Annotated in this window: 20 protein-coding genes, 1 other RNA gene, 2 pseudogenes and 1 riboswitch; of the genes and pseudogenes, 20 read left to right on the forward strand and 3 right to left on the reverse strand. The window is 55.7% G+C overall.

Annotated features, from left to right (window positions below):
- Positions 1-111 precede the first annotated feature (111 nt).
- The 16 genes and pseudogenes from rsmI to lfiJ all read left to right on the forward strand — a co-directional run bounded on the left by rsmI (position 112) and on the right by lfiJ (position 15321).
- A complete protein-coding gene (gene rsmI, locus ACTG2O_RS05865) occupies positions 112-945 on the forward strand; it encodes a 16S rRNA (cytidine(1402)-2'-O)-methyltransferase (RefSeq protein ID WP_019444830.1) in 834 nt (277 codons plus the stop codon).
- Positions 946-1102: 157 nt separating this feature from the next.
- Positions 1103-1489, forward strand: an RNA gene (gene rnpB, locus ACTG2O_RS05870) — RNase P RNA component class A.
- A gap of 226 nt (positions 1490-1715) precedes the next feature.
- On the forward strand, positions 1716-2588 hold the full coding sequence (lfiM, locus tag ACTG2O_RS05875) for a lateral flagellar motor switch protein LfiM (protein ID WP_192811943.1): 873 nt from the start codon (positions 1716-1718) through the stop codon (positions 2586-2588).
- A gap of 8 nt (positions 2589-2596) precedes the next feature.
- Positions 2597-2974 carry a lateral flagellar motor switch protein LfiN gene (lfiN, locus tag ACTG2O_RS05880; RefSeq protein ID WP_019444828.1) on the forward strand — a complete coding sequence of 126 codons (378 nt, stop codon included), beginning with the start codon at positions 2597-2599 and terminating at the stop codon, positions 2972-2974.
- The gene (fliP, locus tag ACTG2O_RS05885) at positions 2974-3708 is read left to right on the forward strand and encodes a flagellar type III secretion system pore protein FliP (protein ID WP_439975462.1); all 735 of its coding nucleotides are present in this window, start codon (positions 2974-2976) and stop codon (positions 3706-3708) included. Before lfiN ends, fliP begins: the two co-directional genes overlap by 1 nt.
- 1 nt (position 3709) lies before the next feature.
- Positions 3710-3979, forward strand: a complete 270-nt coding sequence (gene fliQ, locus ACTG2O_RS05890; RefSeq protein ID WP_005336246.1) for a flagellar biosynthesis protein FliQ — start codon at positions 3710-3712, stop codon at positions 3977-3979.
- Positions 3976-4758 carry a lateral flagellar biosynthetic protein LfiR gene (gene lfiR, locus ACTG2O_RS05895; RefSeq protein WP_005336245.1) on the forward strand — a complete coding sequence of 261 codons (783 nt, stop codon included), beginning with the start codon at positions 3976-3978 and terminating at the stop codon, positions 4756-4758. Before fliQ ends, lfiR begins: the two co-directional genes overlap by 4 nt.
- Entirely contained in the window at positions 4755-5891 is a 1137-nt protein-coding gene (gene flhB / locus ACTG2O_RS05900; RefSeq protein ID WP_019444827.1) for a flagellar biosynthesis protein FlhB, read from the forward strand. The genes lfiR and flhB overlap by 4 nt, the downstream gene beginning before the upstream one ends.
- A 3-nt stretch (positions 5892-5894) precedes the next feature.
- Positions 5895-7970 (forward strand): lateral flagellar biosynthesis protein LfhA, encoded by a 2076-nt coding sequence (gene lfhA / locus ACTG2O_RS05905; protein WP_019444826.1) that lies wholly within the window; start codon positions 5895-5897, stop codon positions 7968-7970.
- A gap of 191 nt (positions 7971-8161) precedes the next feature.
- Positions 8162-8249, forward strand: a riboswitch (cyclic di-GMP riboswitch).
- A gap of 136 nt (positions 8250-8385) precedes the next feature.
- Positions 8386-9768, forward strand: a complete 1383-nt coding sequence (gene lafK / locus ACTG2O_RS05910) for a lateral flagellar response regulator transcription factor LafK (RefSeq protein ID WP_050547816.1) — start codon at positions 8386-8388, stop codon at positions 9766-9768.
- A 3-nt stretch (positions 9769-9771) separates the two neighbouring features.
- A complete protein-coding gene (gene lfiE, locus ACTG2O_RS05915; protein ID WP_005336241.1) occupies positions 9772-10098 on the forward strand; it encodes a lateral flagellar hook-basal body complex protein LfiE in 327 nt (108 codons plus the stop codon).
- Positions 10099-10115: 17 nt separating this feature from the next.
- Positions 10116-11856: pseudogene (gene fliFL / locus ACTG2O_RS05920) on the forward strand (lateral flagellar M-ring protein FliFL).
- Positions 11843-12871: a lateral flagellar motor switch protein FliGL gene (fliGL, locus tag ACTG2O_RS05925; protein ID WP_005336238.1), complete on the forward strand. Its 1029-nt coding sequence runs from the start codon at positions 11843-11845 to the stop codon at positions 12869-12871. Before fliFL ends, fliGL begins: the two are co-directional and overlap by 14 nt.
- A gap of 12 nt (positions 12872-12883) precedes the next feature.
- Entirely contained in the window at positions 12884-13576 is a 693-nt protein-coding gene (gene lfiH / locus ACTG2O_RS05930; protein ID WP_019444822.1) for a lateral flagellar assembly protein FliH, read from the forward strand.
- Positions 13569-14898 (forward strand): annotated as a pseudogene (lfiI, locus tag ACTG2O_RS05935) (lateral flagellar FliI-like assembly ATPase LfiI). The gene lfiH and the pseudogene lfiI overlap by 8 nt, the downstream one beginning before the upstream one ends.
- 9 nt (positions 14899-14907) lie before the next feature.
- Positions 14908-15321, forward strand: coding sequence for a lateral flagellar protein LfiJ (gene lfiJ / locus ACTG2O_RS05940; protein WP_019444820.1), 414 nt, complete (start codon positions 14908-14910; stop codon positions 15319-15321).
- Positions 15322-15330: 9 nt separating this feature from the next.
- Here lfiJ and ACTG2O_RS05945 read toward each other — a convergent pair whose 3' ends face one another.
- From ACTG2O_RS05945 to flgA, 3 genes are all read right to left on the reverse strand, one after another.
- Positions 15331-15774 carry a flagellar protein FlgN gene (locus ACTG2O_RS05945; RefSeq protein ID WP_019444819.1) on the reverse strand — a complete coding sequence of 148 codons (444 nt, stop codon included), beginning with the start codon at positions 15772-15774 and terminating at the stop codon, positions 15331-15333.
- Entirely contained in the window at positions 15771-16046 is a 276-nt protein-coding gene (gene flgM, locus ACTG2O_RS05950; RefSeq protein ID WP_019444818.1) for a flagellar biosynthesis anti-sigma factor FlgM, read from the reverse strand. Before flgM ends, ACTG2O_RS05945 begins: the two co-directional genes overlap by 4 nt.
- A 76-nt stretch (positions 16047-16122) precedes the next feature.
- Positions 16123-16914 carry a flagellar basal body P-ring formation chaperone FlgA gene (flgA, locus tag ACTG2O_RS05955; RefSeq protein WP_019444817.1) on the reverse strand — a complete coding sequence of 264 codons (792 nt, stop codon included), beginning with the start codon at positions 16912-16914 and terminating at the stop codon, positions 16123-16125.
- Positions 16915-16973: 59 nt separating this feature from the next.
- Here flgA and lfgB point away from each other — a divergent pair, with 59 nt between their 5' ends.
- From lfgB to flgEL, 4 genes are read left to right on the forward strand one after another with little or no spacing between them, the layout of a single operon-like run.
- Positions 16974-17363 (forward strand): lateral flagellar basal body rod protein LfgB, encoded by a 390-nt coding sequence (gene lfgB, locus ACTG2O_RS05960; protein ID WP_019444816.1) that lies wholly within the window; start codon positions 16974-16976, stop codon positions 17361-17363.
- 2 nt (positions 17364-17365) lie between these two features.
- Positions 17366-17791 (forward strand): lateral flagellar basal body rod protein FlgCL, encoded by a 426-nt coding sequence (gene flgCL / locus ACTG2O_RS05965; RefSeq protein WP_019444815.1) that lies wholly within the window; start codon positions 17366-17368, stop codon positions 17789-17791.
- A gap of 3 nt (positions 17792-17794) precedes the next feature.
- Positions 17795-18502, forward strand: coding sequence for a flagellar hook assembly protein FlgD (locus tag ACTG2O_RS05970; protein ID WP_019444814.1), 708 nt, complete (start codon positions 17795-17797; stop codon positions 18500-18502).
- 52 nt (positions 18503-18554) lie between these two features.
- Positions 18555-19727, forward strand: coding sequence for a lateral flagellar hook protein FlgEL (flgEL, locus tag ACTG2O_RS05975; RefSeq protein WP_439975463.1), 1173 nt, complete (start codon positions 18555-18557; stop codon positions 19725-19727).
- The last annotated feature ends 1 nt before the right edge of the window (position 19728 follow it).

Below are 19728 nucleotides of genomic sequence, written 5' to 3' on the forward strand. Positions count from 1 at the left end.
CTTAGCTGCTTTGTAACCCGGTTCAAGTTCATTCCCCGACCAGTGTTGAAGTTCCCCATAGTGTAAACGGGCCAATATGGCGACACAATTGTCGGGGCACTCGGAGATCCCATGAGTGACATCCCAACCCTGTATATAGTCCCCACTCCGATCGGCAATCTGGCGGACATCACCCAGCGTGCATTGGACATTTTACGCAGTGTCGATCTGGTGGCAGCTGAAGATACCCGTCATACCGGTATCCTGCTCAGCCACTACCAAATCTCGGTGCCGACCTTCGCCCTGCACGATCACAACGAGCAGCAGAAGGCCGATGTACTGATCGGCCGGATCAAAGAGGGCAAGAGTGTTGCGCTGGTCTCCGATGCCGGCACTCCGCTCATCAGCGACCCCGGTTATCACTTGGTCACCCGCTGTCGTGAAGCCGGGGTCAAAGTGGTGCCGTTGCCCGGCCCCTGTGCCGCCATTACCGCCCTGAGCGCTGCCGGTCTGCCCACTGATCGATTTGCCTTTGAAGGCTTCCTGCCCGCCAAGAGCAAGGGTCGCGATGATCGTCTGCAAGCCGTTATCGAAGACACCCGCTCGCTGGTGTTCTACGAATCCCCGCGCCGTGTGCAGGATACAGTGGAAGCGATTGCTCGCATTCTCGGCGAGCGTCAGGTGGTGGTGTGCCGCGAGCTGACCAAGACCTTCGAGTCGATCCACGGTCTGCCAGCCTCTGAAATGCTGACCTGGCTCGGTGAGGATGACAACCGTTGCCGCGGCGAGATCGTGCTGGTCGTGGCGGGCGCCTCCAAAGATGAAGAGGATCTGCCTGCCGAGGCGATCCGCACTCTGGGACTGCTGGTGACCGAACTGCCACTGAAAAAAGCGGCCGCCCTGACTGCCGAGATCCACGGCGTGAAGAAGAATGCCCTCTACAAATATGGTCTCGAGCACTATTGAGCCGATGAAATAGGCCAGCAGACTGTTTTCTGACCTGTGCAATCCCCCATATCGATAAGCAGTCAGCCTGTAAACGGGGGCCAAAGCGCGATAAATGGCTGTAAACGGGAATTGCCGGTTTACCCCGTGCATATCGCAAGGCTATAATCCGCGCCTCGGAGTTGGCTGGGCAATCGCTGCTTCGTCGTTGTGTCCCTCGGGACAGACGGGCGGAGGGGAGGAAAGTCCGGGCTTCACAGGGCAGGGTGCCAGGTAACGCCTGGGGGGCGCGAGCCTACGACCAGTGCAACAGAGAGCAGACCGCCGATGGCCCGCAAGGGATCAGGTAAGGGTGAAAGGGTGCGGTAAGAGCGCACCGCGCGACTGGCAACAGTTCGTGGCACGGTAAACTCCACCCGAAGCAAGACCAAATAGGCCCCTATTGGCGCGGCCCGCGTTGGGGGCGGGTAGGTTGCTTGAGCCAGCGAGCGATTGCTGGCCTAGAGGAATGATTGCTACCCGGGGCAACCCGGTACAGAACCCGGCTTACAGGCCGACTCCGACCTCATTCCGCGTGAACCGTCACGCTAAAATCCCGGTGCCTAACGGCACCGGGATTTTTATTATTCAGCCGAGATGCACCGCATGGCGGCTTTCTGAAATTTGTAATAAAGTTCTCACCCTTTTTGGTCGATATACGTCGGCTGGACTGTCTGTATCTATCACACTGCTGGCCTGATGAGCGACCCTGTGGCAGTAAGGCGAGATGAAATGGTTAAGGTGGATTATTAATGTCATCAAGCAGCGCAATGCTCACACCTTCCCGGCTGCTTAGCGCAGAACGGGGCAGAACCCTGCCTCATTATGATCTGTTGGGTGTCGAGCGGTTAAACCACGCCCGTTTAAAGCAGGTCAATGGCCAGTTGAGCACATTTTCCCTGCAAGCTGCGAGTTGTATGGCCCAGCTGTTCAATAGTGCGGAGTGCGAACTGAATTATGGCGAGTTCGCCTTTTCCGGTCCGGCAGAGATAGATGACGCTCATATCTGGGTCGAAGCGAGAAGTCCGCTTGAACCACAGCGCGCCGTCTATTTCTCGATCGCACCTCTGGTCATCTATCGTCTTGCGGTCCTCTTTTTCGGCGGCACCTTGCAGCAAAAAGAGGAGCATGTTCAGTCTGGCAAAGGGCTGACCGATACCGAACAGCGGCTGTTATTGCGGCTTTGCCAGTATCAGGTTGATATCTGGTGTGCTTGTCTGGGGTTGGGGGATCTGAAGTGGCAGTTGCATGTCGTGCCACGGGATTCCATCGCCCACTGTCAGCTCTGGACCACGCAGGCAACCCTGCAGGCAGGTAATTGCACTCATCACTGGCAGATGTGGTTGCTTCCCCCCGAGGAGTCCATTTCTCCGGTCAGTCATTCATTGCCGGCAGGTCAGCTGGAACAGGCTCTGACTCATGTCCCGGTACGTCTGCGGGTGGTGATGGGCCAATTGTCCATGACGCTGGCGGATCTTGAGTGTCTCCAGGTGGGTGATGTGCTGTCACTGGACTTGCCTGAGGTGGTGCCAGCACTGATTGGCAGCCGTCCCTGCTTCAGTGGACGAATCGCAGAACACAAAGGCAGCCTGGTCTATCAGGTTGCGACGGTTGTAGAGGAGTAAATTGAATCATGAGCGAGCACAATATGAATGATCCGCTGGATCTGGATGGACTGGATCAACTGTTTGGTGACGACATCAGCATGCCCAGCGCTGCAGACTACTTGGCCCCCACCAGTAGCAGCAAACAGCGGGATCTCTCCTTCTTTCGCCAGATCCCGGTCAAGGTGACGCTGGAAGTGGCCAGTACCGAAGTGCCGCTCGGCGATTTGATGCGCGTCGAGGAGGGGGCTGTCATTGAACTGGACAAGCTGGCGGGTGAACCGCTGGATGTGCGGGTGAATGGCCGTCTGCTTGCCAAGGGCGAAGTCGTCGTCGTGAATGGCAAATATGGTCTGCGCCTGGTCGATGTCATCGATACCAACCTGCTGGGTGGCATGGACGACTGATGCGCTATCTGCTGCTGACGCTGCTGTTATTTTCGCTGCCCGGCTGGGGGGCGGACATGACCCTGTTCTCGGTATCGCCAGGCGCTTCAGGGGGCGATGACTACAACATCAAGTTGCAGATCCTCTTCTTCATGACCCTGCTGGGTCTGCTCCCGACCTTGTTACTGATGATGACCAGTTTTACCCGGATCATCATCGTACTGGCCATATTGAGACAGGCACTTGGCTTGCAGCAGAGCCCTCCCAACCGGGTGCTGATCGGCATCAGCCTCATCCTGACTGTGGTGATTATGCGTCCGGTCTGGACGGACATGTATCAGAATGCATTTGTCCCTTATGACCAGAATGAAATAACCCTGTCAGAGGGGATCGCCAAGGCAGAAAAACCCCTGCGCAAATTCATGCTGGCCCAGACCCGTGAACCGGATCTGGAGCAGATGCTGCGCATCTCTGGCGAACCAACTACGGTCGCCAAAGAGGATGTGCCTTTCGGGGTGCTGTTGCCCGCGTTTGTCTTGAGTGAGTTGAATACCGCATTTCAGATTGGCTTTATGCTGTTTATCCCCTTTCTGGTGATTGACTTGGTGGTCGCCAGCGTCTTGATGGCGATGGGGATGATGATGCTCTCACCGCTGATCATTTCCTTACCCTTCAAACTGATGGTGTTTGTGCTGGTTGATGGCTGGTCGATGACCGTCGGCACTTTGGCTGCCAGCTTTGGTGGGGGAGGCTGATATGACCCCTGAGCAGAGCGTTGCCCTGGTTGGTGGCGCGGTCAATCTGGTGGTGACCATGGTCTCGGTGCTGATTGTACCGGGCCTGATCGTAGGTTTGGTGGTCAGTATTTTTCAGGCGGCCACCCAGATCCAGGAGCAGACGCTCAGTTTTCTTCCCCGTTTTATCGTGACTCTGATGACCCTTATCTTTACGGGTAACTGGCTGTTGTCGCAGATAACCACCTTGTTCCAGGATCTTTTTCTTAAAATTCCCGGGTTTATCGGATGAATTCGCTGCTGTCCCTCAGTGCTGCTGACCTGACCGCATGGTTGGGACAGTGGTGGTGGCCGTTTATCCGGATCGGTATGGCATTCTGGGTGATGCCGGTCTTTGGGGATACCCGGGTGCCTGCGCAAGTTCGCCTGATGCTGGCGTTTATTATCAGCCTGCTGCTCGCCCCCATGATGAAGGATATGCCGGTTGTCGATCCTTTCAGTGCCGGTGCGCTGGTCCTGGCGGTGGAGCAGCTGCTGTTTGGTTTGCTGTTTGGTCTGTGTGTCCAGCTGCTCTATATGGTGATGACCACTGCGGGGCAGATCCTCTCCATGCAGATGGGGCTCGCGATGGCGGTGATGAATGATCCGGTCAACGGGGATTCTGCACCCATCATCAGTCAGGTCATGATGGTGTTTTGCGCATTGCTCTTTCTGGGGCTGAATGGCCACCTGGTGGTACTGGATATTCTGGTGCAGAGTCTGCGTAGCTGGCCGCCGGGTTCATCTCTGGATCTGATCGATATGAAAGGTGTGATCGGGTTGTTTGGCTGGTCTATCGGTGCCGCCCTGTTGCTGACGTTGCCTGCCGTTGTTGCCATGTTGATGGTTAACCTGACCTTCGGGGTGATGAACCGGACCGCCCCTTCGCTCAATATCTTCTCCCTCGGTTTTCCCATGACCCTGTTGCTCGGGTTGCTCACCATGGCGCTCTCCATCAGTGGTGTGCCCTCCCGTTATCTGGATTTGGTGACCCATGTGCTTGAACAACTACGAGGGTTGACCCCGGCATGAGTCAGAACAGCGCACAGGACAAAACCGAAGAGGCCTCCAGCCAGAAACGCCAGAAAGCGAGAGATGAGGGGCAGATCGCCCGCTCAAAAGAGCTCAGTTCTGCCGGTTTGCTGCTGCTTGGCGGGTTGGTGATGCAGTGGATGGTGCCGGGGTTTGGCCAGTTCTTTGCCGAGTTGATGAAGCGTCCGCAGCGTTTTGACTGGCAAGGTGCCCGTGACCCGCAGATGATGATCCATTGGTTGGGTGAAGCGCTCATAAACATGCTGTGGGTGCTGCTGCCCCTGTTTGGCTTTCTGGCCCTGATGCTGGTGTTGCTCAGCATTGTGCCGGGCGGTATGGCGCTGACTTGGAAAAAGCTGCTACCCAGTGGCGAGAAGATGAACCCTTTGAAGGGGCTGGGGCGCATGTTCTCCAAGAACAGCCTGATGGAGTTGCTGAAGTCACTGCTCAAGGTGACGCTGATCGGCGGCACGCTGGCGTTGATGTTAAATCATCAATGGCCTTCCTTGTTGATGATGAACCGGATGCCCCCTCAGGCGGCCCTCGAGCAGGCGCTACGGATCCTCTCCCAGGCATTTATTTTGCTGGGGAGCGTTCAGATGCTGATTGCCGTGCTGGATGTGCCCTATCAGCGTTGGTCGCTTAACAAGCAGCTCAGGATGACCAAACAAGAGGTCAAGGATGAGCACAAGAACAGCGAAGGGCGTCCCGAGATCAAGGCCAAAATCCGCCAGGTACAGGGAATGCTTGCTCGTGCGCGTATCGAGCAGCGGGTACCGCAGGCAGATGTGATTATCGTTAACCCGACCCATTATGCGGTGGCCATAAAATATGATGCGACTCGTGCCAATGCCCCTTTCGTGATTGCCAAAGGGGTCGACAGCATGGCCGAGCGGATCCGTCAGGTCGCCAAACAGCATGACAAGATGGTGATGAGCTTGCCCGAGTTGACGCGAGCCATCTATCACTCGACCAGGGTGGATCAGGAAGTCCCCGCAGGGCTGTACACGGCAGTTGCCTATGTATTGAACCATGTATTGCAGTTAAGGGCGTATGAGGCAGGCAAGGGGAGGAAACCGACCCCTCTTGCCCCGTTATATGTACCGCCCGAGTTACGTCAACCTGAGAGGTAAGTTGTGAACTGGCGTGTATTCACCCAATCCTATACCGCAATTCCGCTGATGTTATTGGCCATTCTGGCCATGATGATCCTGCCTCTGCCCGGTTGGCTGCTGGATGCGCTCTTTACCTTCAACATCGTGTTGGCGGTACTGGTGTTGCTGGTATCCGTCTCGGCCCGCAGACCACTCGATTTCTCGGTATTCCCAACTGTGTTGCTGGTTGCCACCCTGATGCGGCTGTCGCTGAACGTGGCCTCTACCCGTGTGGTGTTGCTGCACGGTCATGAAGGGCATGAAGCGGCCGGTAAGGTCATTCAGGCGTTCGGTGAAGTGGTGATCGGTGGCAACTATGTCGTCGGTCTGGTGGTCTTCGTGATCTTGATGATCATCAACTTTGTGGTGATCACCAAGGGTGGTGAGCGGATTTCGGAAGTATCCGCCCGCTTCACTCTGGATGCTATGCCCGGCAAGCAGATGGCCATCGATGCCGACTTGAATGCCGGCACCATGGATCAGCATCAGGCCAGGGCTCGCCGTGAGGAGATCGCACGAGAAGCAGACTTCTATGGTGCAATGGATGGTGCTTCCAAGTTCGTTCGTGGTGACGCGATAGCTGGCATGTTGGTGCTGATCATCAACCTGGTGGGTGGGTTGGCCATCGGTATCTTCCAGCATGCCTTGCCCGTCGCGGAGGCCTTCCAGCGCTATGCACTGCTGACCATTGGTGATGGTCTGGTTGCCCAGATCCCGTCCCTGCTGATGTCGACTGCTGCGGCTATTATCGTGACTCGGGTCAGCGATGAGGGTGAGATGGCTGATCAGGTAGGTCAGCAGATCCTGGCATCGCCTCGCGTTATCTATACCTCTGCAACCATCATGCTGATCCTGGGTCTGGTGCCCGGGATGCCGATGCTCGCATTCCTCAGTTTCGCAGCTGTACTGGCCTGGACTGGCTGGAGTGTCAGCAAACGAGCCGTCAATGTGCCGGATCTGGATGCTGCGCAAGAGCTGACTCGTCAAATGATTCAGCCTGAACAGCAGGCACTGGAGTGGCAGGATTTGCCGCCAGTCGATACGGTCGCCATCGAGCTTGGTTATCGTCTGGTGCCATTGGCGGAAACGGATAAAGGGGCTGAACTGCTTGCACGAGTGCGCGGGATCCGCAAAACCCTCTCCGAGCAGTACGGTTTTCTGCTCCCCGAGATACGGGTGCGCGACAATCTGCAGTTGCAGCCGGATCAGTACCGGATCAAGTTGTCCGGTGTCGCGTTGGCGATGGGGAATGTGGATTGCCAGCGCTTGATGGCCATCAGCAGTGGTGAGACTTATGGTGCGCTCGATGGCGAGCTGACCCAGGACCCGGCCTACGGCATGAGTGCGGTCTGGATCTCCCCTGAGCAAAAGGCCAAGGCCCTTAATCTTGGTTACTCGGTGGTGGATTCGGCCACCGTGATTGCCACTCACGCCAGCAAGCTGTTGCGTGAACAACTTGATGCGTTGTTTGGTCACGATGAAGTGGGCAAGCTGGGCCAATACCTCGCCAGTCAGTCCCCCCGGTTGGCTGAAGAGCTCAATCTGGCGCTGACCCAGATGCAGCAATTGAGAGTTTTTCGTCAATTGCTAAAGGAACAGGTCAGTCTTACCGATATACGAACCGTTGCCACGACGCTGCTAGATGCGAGCGAGCTGACCAAAGACCCTGTCTTGCTGGCATCTGATGTGCGCTGTGCCTTGAAGCGCCAGATTGTGCGGCAGGCCATTGGTAATCGCGATGTGCTGGCTACGTTTACGCTGGATGATCGCCTTGAGCAGACCTTGCTGGCTGCAATGAATCAGTCACAACAGCAGGGCAAAATCCAGCTGGACAGCTTCCCGGTTGATCCACAACTGCTGGCCCAATTGCAGCAAAATATGCCGTTGGTGAAGGAGCAGTTGCAGCAGTTGGGACATGCCCCTGTGTTGGTTGTTATGCCGCAACTGAGACCGTTGATGGCTCGTTATGCTCGGTCATTTGCAAAAGGCCTCAAAGTGCTTTCTTATAACGAAATACCGGAAGAGTTACGTGTGGAAGTAATTGGTTCGCTGGGTTGATATGTGCTTAATTAATGCCCTGAGGGGAAGTGGTTTTTCCGCATTTGGCTTGAATTGCCGTATGAATACTATATTATGTGGCGAAATTTGACGCAGCAATGTGTGCAGTATAAATAACAAAAAAGACAATACAATGTGTTACTTCACGGTCAATTGAACATTCTGGCCGTTTCGTCCGGTTTCGGACTATCACATGATAAGGGCAAACTGAACTGAAAAGTCAGGACGCAAAGCCTCCGGTCTAACAGCAGGAAAGCTAATGACAGCGGGGTTACCAAGGTGTATCTGGACATATCCTTGATACCATATCTAAACAAAATCACGCCCTTTTTGGTGTGATTTTGTACAGCGCCTTTGTGTCTGACTCTCCATTTTTATTGATTGTTCTATCCACTGTAACAGGTGTCAGACTTCTATGTTTTCGGGATTATCCATAAATACAACAGTCGGGGTGTGTAGTCGCAGTTCCACACCACATATATTATTGATACAGCCAGTATTAACGGTTGAAAATGATGTCAAACAGGCCTTGTCCATAGAGGGATTCAGGGTATCAAGTGTAAATTCTGTTAAACAATCAAAGGGCATTATCGCTGATGATAATGTCAATTTGATCCTGCTCGACATGGATGCCATGACCGAGCTCGGGCCGCGTATTCTGCGTGAATTCAATGGTCTCGATTGTGTCATTATTGTCAATGAACATCAGGCAGCCATTGCTGCTGAGGCCATGTGTGCCGGAGCTATCGACTATATAGTCAAACCCTTCTGCCCCCAGCAATTGCTCGATGCTGTCCGTGGTGCTTTACGCCTTCGTCAGGCAATCCCTAATCTTATCGCCGTTTCTCCCATGAGCCTGCAGGTGTTGCAACTGGCCCGACGAGCAGCCAAAACCTCTGCCACCATTCTGATTGGTGGTGAGTCAGGAACAGGTAAAGAGCGGTTAGCCCGTTATATTCACGAAATGTCTGCCAGAGCGGAAAAACCTTTTTTGGCGATTAATTGTGCAGCCATTCCTGAGGCAATGCTTGAGTCAATTCTTTTTGGCCACAATAAAGGTGCATTTACCGGTGCTGTTTCTGCCCAGCCCGGCAAATTTGAGTTGGCACAGGGGGGAACCTTGTTGCTGGATGAAATATCAGAGCTTCCTTTGAACCTGCAGGCAAAATTATTACGGGTGCTGCAAGAAAAAGAAGTTGAGCGACTTGGCAGCAATCAAACGATTGCTCTTGATGTTCGAATCATTGCCGCCAGCAATAAAGATCTGCGTAAACTGGTTGCCGATGGATTGTTTCGTGAAGACCTTTTCTATCGTCTGGATGTATTGCCGATGAATTGGCCCGCATTGCGGGAGCGCCCTGACGATATTATTCCGCTGGCCAACTACTTTATTGAACGTTATGCATCCCAGCGGGGCTATCGCCTGAGTGAACGTGCCTGTCAGCTATTGCTGTCATATGAATGGCCAGGAAATGTACGAGAGCTGGATAATGTCATTCAACGGTCATTAATTATGGCGCGTGGTTTGCATATTCAAGCGGTCGATCTGATGCTGCCACACTGTGTGGCAGAGCCAGAAATGGTTGAATCAGAGGCGTGGCATGTTCCGGAGGGGTTGAGTGAAACCCGGCGGCATGCCGAGTTCCAATTTGTATTAGAGACCTTGCGCCGCTTTCGTGGCCATCGTACCCGCACAGCCGATGCACTGGGCATGACAACCCGGGCATTGCGCTACAAGCTTGCGGCGATGCGTGAGCAAGGCATTGATATTGAACAGCAGATTCAAGCAGAGGGATAAAGAGTGAAGATTCAGATGATGTCATCACAGGTGACGCTACTGCAGCAGATGCAGGAGATGCAGCGTGTCGCAAGTCAGACCCCTTCTATCGAATCCAATGATCTGTCGGGAGCATCATTTACCGATGCCATGCGGGATGTGGTCGGGCGTGTCAATGAACAGCAGAATGTCGCGTCAAAATTAATGGCATCGGTTGATGCTGGGCAGAGCGATGATCTGGTGGGCGCCATGGTGGCGAGTCAAAAAGCCGGCTTGAGTTTTTCAGCCTTGATGCAGGTTCGCAACAAGCTGATGACCGGTTTTGACGACATTATGCGCATGCCGCTCTGAGGTAACAGATGACTGAACTGGTAACGTCTCCTCAGGGGGCAGCCCCTGATTCGCTCAAAATCAGGCTACAAGAGGGATTACGCAACTGGCGTACCCTCTCCCGTGACAACAAATCGATCCTGACCATTGCTCTGCTGGCTGCCATTGTGGCAGGCACCATAGTCGTTATCCTGTGGACCTCCAGCAAAAACTATGTACCCCTGTATGGCAAACAGGAGCTATACGATACCGCCAACATCATGGAGATGCTGGAGAAAGAGCAGGTGCCTTTCCGTCTGGAAAAGAGTACTGGTCAGGTACTGGTTCCTGAAAACCAGCTTGCTCATGTCCGGATGGCGCTTGCTGCACGAGGGGTGCGTGCAGCCATGCCGTCTGGTCTGGAAGGGCTGGACAACGTAACCGGACTGGGTACCAGCGAATTTATGGAAGGGGCGCGTTATCGTCATGCCCTGGAAGGGGAGCTGGCCCGTACCATCATAGCCCTCGATGCCGTGCGCAGTGCCCGCGTTCATCTGGCTATTCCGAAACGCACGTTGTTCGTGGGGCGCGATGAGGAGAAACCCAGCGCATCGGTAATGCTCGATATGCAACCGGGCCAATCCATCGAAGCGGGTCAGGTCGAGGCGATTGCCAACCTGGTAGCAGGTAGTATCTCCGGAATGAAGCCCGGTGCCGTCACTGTGGTTGATCAATCCGGCCAGTTGCTCAGCGCAGAGCTGGGGGACAAGGTCGGTTTTGGCAAGCAGAGCGTTCAACAGATGGAGTATGTCCGCAAGCTGGAACAATACATTCGTCAGCGTGCCAATGACATGCTCTATCCCATGCTGGGCAGCACCAATTTCAAGGTGCAGATTGCGGCAGACGTTAACTTCAACGCTGTCGAAGAGACCCAGCAGCAGCTCGATCCGCAAGGTGTGGTGACTCGCGAGTCCAACAAGTCAGACAAGACCATCGATGCGTTGGCGATGGGGATCCCGGGGGCGTTATCCAACCGCCCGCCTGAAACGGCGGCAAAAGATGAAAAGGCTGGTGCTGACAAAGGCAATGCCAATACCGCGATACAACAGAATGACACTCGTACCGAGCGTCAGGAAGTCAGCAAGCAGTACGAAAACAGTCGCACCATAGTGCACACCCGTTACCAGCAGGGACGTCTGGAACGAATTAACGTATCCATTCTGCTTAACCAGCAGATTGCTCCGAAAGGTGGCTGGAGTGCCGAGCAATTGGAACAGATCCGTCAGATGGTAGAGCGTGCAGTCGGTTTCGATGAGTCACGTGGCGATCAAATTAGTCTGCAGGCCTTCGATTTCAATGGTGCAGTACAAGTAGCCGCTCCCGAATCCAGTTGGTGGGAGACCCCTTACTGGCAAGACTCCCTGCGTTATCTGGTCGGCGGTTTGCTTGGCCTGACACTGGTCTTCTTCGGTATTCGTCCGTTGGTGAAACATCTGGTGTACCCAACAGCAGCCGGATATGGAAATGGGTGAGACGGAAGAAGAGCTGGAGCCCACAGTCGGATTGTCCATGCGCAGGGATGACGATGATCCCCAGCTGACGTCTGCTCTTTCAAATAGTCTGATCCGTACTGACAACAAGATGGAGCCCCAGTTCTCGTCACTCGATATGGAGTCGTTGCCGGAACCTGGATCCGAGCTGGAGGTTCAGCTCAAGCATTTGCAGTTGCTGGTTGAAAAAGATACCGCCCGGGTGGCGGAGGTTGTCAGAGCATGGGTGAGTGGCAATGAACAGCGTTAACTTGAATCAGAGTGCCGTCGATATCGATATCGACAACCTTGAGAAGGCCGCCATCTTGTTGCTGAGCATGGGGACCGAATCTGCGGCCAAGGTGATGCAAAAGCTCTCCCGCGACGAGGTGCAGCGTTTGATTTCCAAGATGGCCTCTCTCTCTGGCGTCAGTTCGATGGAGGCAAAGTGGACGTTGCAGCAGTTCTTCAATCACTACCGTGAGCAGAGCGGAATTGGCAGCGCTTCACGGGAGTATCTGGAACAGACGCTCGATCTTGCTCTGGGGCAACGACTCTCCCGTAGTCTGCTCGACAGTCTGTACGGCGATGTGATGAGCCAGGATATCCAGCGTCTGCAGTGGGTACCTGCCGATGTGCTTGCCCGTTTCTTCCGCAACGAGCATCCCCAGATGCAGGCTGTGCTGCTGGCCTTCCTGCCGCCCCAGACTGCGTCCGCCGTGCTTGATGCCTTGCCCGGCTCGGTGCATGACGATTTGCTGGTGCGCGTCGCCAGTCTCAGCAGTGTCAGTGAACATGTGCTGGGCGAACTCAGGCTGACACTGGATCGCTGTCTCACCTACGTGGCGGATCAATCCGGTGCCAAGGTAAACGGGGTGCGGCAGGTAGCCGATATTCTCAACCGTTATCAGGGTGACAAGGAGCAGATGCTCTCCCTGTTGCGGGAACACGATGGTGACATGGCGCTTGAAATTGAGAAGAACATGTTCGATTTCATGGCGTTGCGCCGTCAGAGCGACGACACCTTGCAACGGTTGGTGCAGGAGCTGCCCAGCGAATTGCTGGCATTGGCTCTCAAGAACACCGAAACCAGCTTCCGCAAGGTGGTGTTGGGTGCCATGCCGAAGCGGATGGCTCAGGCGTTGGACGATCAGATCCAGAACCAGGGCAGTGTCTCTTTGCGCAAGGTCGAGCAGGCAAGGGAAGAGGTCATGCAACTGGTCCGCGAGTTGGTGGAGCAGGGCGAGATCGAGTTCCAGCTGTTCGAAGAGCCCACCGTCAGTTAACAGGAGGCATTCATGAGTCACAATGTGCGCAAATTGATGCCTGGGGCGACCCGTCTGTATCGTTTCCCTGCGCTCGGTCAGAGTGGGGAAGAGGCCCGGAGTCAGCAAGAACAGTTTGAATTCGGCTATCAGCAGGGGCTGGAGCAAGGTCATGACGAAGGTTATCAGGCCGGCTATCAGCAAGGGCTGACCAGCGGCCTGCAGGAAGGCGAGAGTACCGGTTTGCAACAAGGGCAAACCCGCGGGTTTGCTCAGGGCCTTTCGGAGGGGCGAGCCGCCTTCGAACAGGCAATGGTGCCGTTTGCCAAGCTGCAAGAGCAGTGGGAGTCACTGAGCCGGGCCCGGATGGCCGCGCAGAAAGAGCTGATTGCCCAGCTGGTGGCGCAGGTGGCCAAGCGGGTCATCATGGCCGAGTTCACCCTCAATCCGCAGCAGGTGATGAATCAGGTCGAGCAGGCGCTGGCTACCTTGCCGAGTGAGTCGGAAGAGCTGGTGATCTATCTCAATGAGGGAGATCGACAGCGACTCGCCGAGCAGGGGGTGACTCGCTGCGAAGGGTGGCCATTGCAAGTGGATGCAGCACTTGGGGTAGGCGATGCCCGAATCGAAACGCGCGCTGCCGTCGTCGAGGTAAGCACCAGCTCCCGTCTGGCAACCTGCATCGAACAGCTCAACAGCTCGCTGGACGTACCGCAAGATGCATGAAGCCTTGCAGCAGGCACTGACCAGTGCGCTGGATAATCTGGATGAACTGCCCGCGTTTCGTCGTTTTGGACGGTTGGTGCGAGTGACCGGCTTGACTCTCGAGGTAGTCGGTTGCCAACTGGTGATGGGGCAGCGTTGTCGTGTCAGCACGGCAAGTGGCGCCCCCTTGCTGGCCGAGGTGGTCGGTTTTAACCGGGAGATCTCTTACCTGATGCCGCTGCAGCCGATGAGTGGCCTCTTCGCGGGAGCTCAGGTCGAACCGATCGATGGAGAGGAAACCGTTCGGCTTGGTCGTCATCTGCTGGGGCGGGTACTCGATGGCCTGCTGCAGCCCCTCGACGGGCAGCCGTTACCCGATGTTGGTGACAGTGTCCCCCTGTTTGCTCTTCCCCCCAATCCGCTATTGCGAACTCCGGTACGCGAACCGCTGGATGTCGGTATCCGCGCCATCAATGGCCTGCTGACGGTTGGCAAGGCAGCGTTTGGGGCTGTTCGCCGGCTCGGGGGTCGGCAAGAGTATGTTGCTGGGCATGATGACCCGCAATACCGCAGCCCAGATTGTGGTGGTGGGACTGATTGGTGAGCGGGGCCGTGAAGTGCGCGAATTCATCGAACACAGTCTGGGGGCCGATGGTCTGGCTCGCGCCGTGGTCATTGCGGCGCCAGCGGATCAATCTCCCCTGATGCGGCTGCGAGCGGCCCAGCTATGCCACCGGATTGCCGAGTATTTCCGTGAGCAGGGGCAGGATGTGCTGCTGCTGATGGATTCACTGACTCGCTATGCCCAGGCGCAGCGGGAAATTGCGTTGGCTATCGGTGAACCCCCCGCGACCCGGGGCTATCCGCCCTCGGTATTCAGCATGCTGACCCAGCTGGTGGAGCGAGCCGGTAACGGCACACATCCGGATGGCAGTCTGAGTGCGTTCTACACAGTGCTGGCGGAAGGAGATGACCAACAGGATCCGGTGGTCGATGCGGCGCGCGCCATTCTCGATGGCCATATCGTGCTGACCCGCCGTCTTGCGGAAGAGGGCCACTATCCCGCCATCGATATCGGTGCCTCGGTCAGTCGGGTTATGCCGCAAGTCGTACCTGCCGAATGGCAAAAGCTGGCGGTCACCTTGCGCCAGCTATGGGGACGCTATCAGCAGGTGCGTGAGCTACTGCCACTGGGCGGTTATCAACCCGGGGCCGATCCGCAGATGGATGAAGCTGTTCAACGTTATCCGGGGATTGCCGCATTCCTGCAGCAAGGCCTGCATGAAGAGATGGCCTTTGAACAGGTGATGGTTGGTCTCAATCAGGTGCTGGGGCAGGGATAAGGATTCGTTATGCTGAAGTCTTATCTGGGGTTGCAACAGGAAGAGCTGGAAAATCTTGGCGCCGAGCGTCAGCGTTTGCGGGAGCTGGCGTTGCGGGAAGAGCAGCGAGCACACAAATTGCAGGAAGTGATCTCCTCGCTGCGACCCGGTTCCGACAAGTTTCACCCTTTGCTATGGCAAAACAAGCAACAGATGGATGGCCAGTTGCGCCGTTTGCTCTCCCATCAGGTGCAGCAATCTGCGCTGGCCAGACTGGATCTGGAGCGCCACGAAGGGGAACTTGTCCGGCAGTTCGGGCGGGTCAAGGGGCTGGAGCTATTGCTGGCACGGCGTGATGATGTTGCTCGCCAGCAGCAGGAGAGGCGGGATCAACTGCAGTTGGATGAGCTGGCGAGTTTGCGTCACCTGACCCGCAAAGAGTAAGACGGAAGGTTAATCCGTAATGCTGTCCGGGTCGCGATAACCTGACTCTTGTCCCAACAGTGAATGAATCGTCTCCATCTGGCCTGCCAGCAGGCGGCCATTGAGATCATTCTGGCGCAGACACTGGTGCAGCAGCTGTTCAAGCTGTTGCCATTGATTGGCTACCGTGGTGCGCAGGGGAAGTGGCAGCTTGGCTATCAGGGTGGCCATTCCCTTCTCATCGGGTTTGAGGCCCAATGTCTGCAGCTGCTGGCAGCGTAACTTTGCCTGTTGTGTCACCTTGGCCATCAGCGCTGTCTGCTGCTCGTTATGGACTTGCAGGCCATCGACATCATGGCTTGCCAGCAGTGCATGCTGGCGCAGCAACAGGGCGGTGAGTTCGGTATAGTGGCCGTAATCCTGCTGGATCCCGAGGATCAATGCCTTGACGGTGGCCTTGGTATCCACGCTCATCGGCGATGCATATCCAGAATGGCCTGACCCAGCGCATCCAGATCGATCTCCAGCTTGCCTTCACTGATGGCTTTGCGGATCTCGTTGACCTTGTCCATGTCGACGTCGGATGTGGTGGCCAGCTGGCTGCGGGCGCTGGCTACTGACTGTGCTGTGCTGCTGATCCGTGCTTCGGATGACTGTGCAGGTCTGGTTTCCGGCTTGGTCGTGACATCCGGTTTGCGGCCAGGCTGATTTTGAATATAGAGCGAGTCAGTACGGGTAATTTTCATAACATAAATTCCTGATGGTCTGTTTATGACAAGCGACCCAAGGCTTGTCGAACTTGAATCAAATTGCGATCTTGGTTCAAAAACGGGTTTCAACTTCCCCTATATCAGTCACCCATGCCTGTATCTGCTTGCCAGAGCTAAGATTTTTCACTCTGATCCCGTCGCCTATTGCGCCATTATCGAGGGCCTCCCCTCTGGTTGTGGCGGAGAACTCACCTTTCCCTGCACGAATTAGTACCCCTTCCCCCTGTTTGACCGCCCAACTTTTTTGTAAGTCCAGCTCACCGATGAGTTGCCCGCTTCTCAGATGCCGGTTGCTTTTATGGCCCAGCAGGGAGTGATTGCTCGGGGTGAACCCGCGCTGTATGCGGCTGACATCCAACTCTTTCTCCACCAGATCGCTGGCGCTGATGGCCTGACCTTTTGCGATATCCCGTGCAGCAACCCAGACCGGCAACAGTAGCGAGACCTCTACCCGCCCGCGCACTTGCCAGGCGGGATCTGTGCATTCGATGAGATAGGGGCGTCGTCCCCAGGGTTGCCGATACTGGCCACCTGCTTGTAACGAGAGGGAATGTGAGGGACAGCGAGGAAGGTGCTCGGCGGAAGGAGCAAGCCAGACTCGAAACTCTCCTGAAGTTGCAGGCCATCCCTGCTGGGTGATGTAGTCATCAAGACTCTGGCGGGCATCTTGTTCAAGCAACTGTTCAAGCATGGCGCTTTGCGCCTGTGGGGCACCGTGCACGAATGCGCTCAGCAGTAGCCAGAGGATGCCGCTCCATTTCCACACGGGAAGTCGCACTTCCTCATTTCTCATCTGCTTGCGGCGGATGGTGCATGGTAACCGCTTGAAACTAGGTATCTTCATGGTTGGCATGAGTCTTGATAAGGGTAACCCCGGTCTGAGTGAACGATAAAGGATGAAGCATGAGTATCTCATTTGACAGCGCCCTCGGCGTACACCCTTATGCCCTCGATGTCAGGGCGGAGCGGGCGCGTATTCTGGCGGGAAATCTGGCCAACGTGGATACACCGGGCTATCTGGCTCGGGATGTCGATTATAAGACGATTCTGGGCCGTGTCGCGCAGCAAGTTGCTGCGGGCGAGGAGAGTCAGGCCATCAGCCAGGGCGCCATGCGTGACGATATGCGTCACCCCCTCTATCGCATTCCTTATCAGGTCTCCATGGATGGCAATACCGCCGAATTGGGGGTTGAGCAGGGCAAATTTGCCAACAACGCCACCGATTTTCAGACCAGTCTCACTTTCCTCAATATGAAGATTACCGGGATCGCCAAGGCGATCGAGGGCCGTTAACCATGTCGTTCAACAAGATTTATGACATCGCCGGCAGTGCCATGCGCGCCCAGACCGTGCGGCTGGATACCGTTGCCTCCAACCTGGCCAACGTGGATAGCGCGGCCGCCAGTGAAGACGCCGCGTTTCGTGCCATCAAGCCGGTTTTTTCCACTCTCTATCAGAAGATTCAGGATGCCGATGGCCTCGGAGCTGCGTCGGTGCAAGTGGCGGGTATCGTACAGTCCGACCGTCAGGTCGAGAAACGGCTGGAGCCGACCAACCCGATGGCCGATCAGGATGGCTTTGTTTACTACTCCAACGTCAACGTGGTGGAAGAGATGGCCGACATGATGAGCGCCTCTCGCGGTTTTGAAACCTCGGTAGAGGTGATCAACCGGATCAACAGTATGCAGCAAGGTTTGCTGCGTCTTGGTCAGGGAGCCTAAGCCATGAGTCTGCCACAGATAAGCAGTCTGGATACGGCGCGTGGTACGGGTCAGGCTGTTGCTGACCCCAAGATCGCCACCAATGGCGCCGGTGCTGCTCAGGAAACGCAAGCCAACCAGAATAGCGGGATGCAGCTACGTAACGAATTCCTGCAGATGATGGTGGCACAGATCCAGAACCAGGATCCCACCAACCCGCTTGATGGGGCCCAATATGTCACCCAGCTGGCCCAGTTCAGCATGGTGGAAGGGGTCGAGAGCCTGAAGCTTCTGCAGCAGAAGTCCATCAACATGATGGATACCCAGCAGGTACTGCAGAGCACGGATCTGATCGACAAAGAGGTGATGGTACCCAGTAAGACCCTCACCAAGAGTGATGACAAAGCTATTCGCGGGCAGGTCGAGCTGGCGGGGGCCGCCGATCAGGTCGAGCTTAAGGTGTATGACGAACACGGCACTTTGGTGGCGACCAAGAGCTGGGGTGAAAGCAAGGCTGGTGGTCTGGATTATGAACTGCCGGAGCTGCCTGCCGGGGAGTACAGCTTCGAGGTCAAGGCGTCACTCAACGGGGTTGCCATCACATCCAAAAATTATGTTGCCAGCAAGGTGGAACGCGTCACTTTGCCCGGTACGGGTGAAATCATGCTGCAGGTTGCCGGTGTGGGCGATGTCCCGTTGTTCAGTGCAATCCAGTTCGGTAAATCGGCGTAATCAGAGAGGAGCGACACTGTGTCTTTCAGTATCGGATTGAGCGGCCTGCGCCGTGAACCAGGAATTAAGTGTAATCAGTAACAACGTGGCCAATGCCAGTACCGCAGGCTTCAAATCCAGCCGTGCCGAGTTTGCCGCCATTTATGGTGGTGGTCAGGCTGGCGGTGTCGAGATGAACAACGTCTCTCAGAACTTTGATCGCAACGGCGATGTGATGCGGACCGGGCGTGGGCTCGATCTGGCGATTTCTGGCAGTGGCTTTTTTGTGCTGAAAGATGGCAGCGGACAGACCTCTTATACCAGAGCCGGTATGTTCCAGCGGGATCCGAATAATTATCTGACAACAGCCAATGGCAACCGACTGCAGGGTTATACCACCAATGACGCTGGTGAGCTGCAATCCGGCGTGATCGGTGACATTCAGGTAAAAGCTGGCAGCCTGCCTGCCAAGGCATCCGACAAGCTGGAGTTCGTTGCCAACCTGAAGGCGGATGCCAGTGTGATTGATACCAAACCTCCTTACAATTTTGATCCTAAGAAATCGGAAACTTTTAGTTATTCACAGTCTAGTAAGGTCTATGACTCGCTCGGGGTTGAGCACACCGTCACCCAGTATTTTGTCAAAACGGCACCCAATGAGTGGGCCGTGCATTACACATTCAATGGCACTGATATCACCCCTGCTGGCGGGGCCAAGATGAAATTCACCGCTGATGGCAAGCTGGATACGGGGGCTTCGACCATTCCAGCCAATTTGGCGCTGGCACCCGCGGGTGCCTCTCCAATTGCCCTGCAACTGGATATGAGCCGAGTCAGTCAGTACGCCTCCGATTTCAATGCCACTCGCAACCAGTCCAACGGTTACACCGCTGGCGATTTGACCGGTATACGGGTTGATGCCGATGGTGGTGTCTATGCCACCTTTACCAACGGTCAGAGCCTGAAGCAGGGTCAGGTGGTCATGGCAAACTTCGCCAACCCCAATGGTCTGCTGCAGACCAACAACACCACCTGGCAGCAATCTTTCAGTTCTGGTCAGCCTGTACTCGGGGCGCCGGGAACCGGCACCATGGGTCAGTTGACTGCCGGGGCCTACGAGAGCTCCAACGTGGATCTGACCGGTGAACTGGTTAGCCTGATGACTTCCCAGCGTAACTATCAGGCCAACGCCAAGACCATCAGTTCCGCTGACAAGATGACCCAGGTTCTGTTCAACTCCTTCTAAG

Origin of the sequence: Aeromonas sp. 61P, from assembly GCF_051919545.1 — a bacterium.
GTDB classification, from domain to species: domain Bacteria; phylum Pseudomonadota; class Gammaproteobacteria; order Enterobacterales; family Aeromonadaceae; genus Aeromonas; species Aeromonas veronii.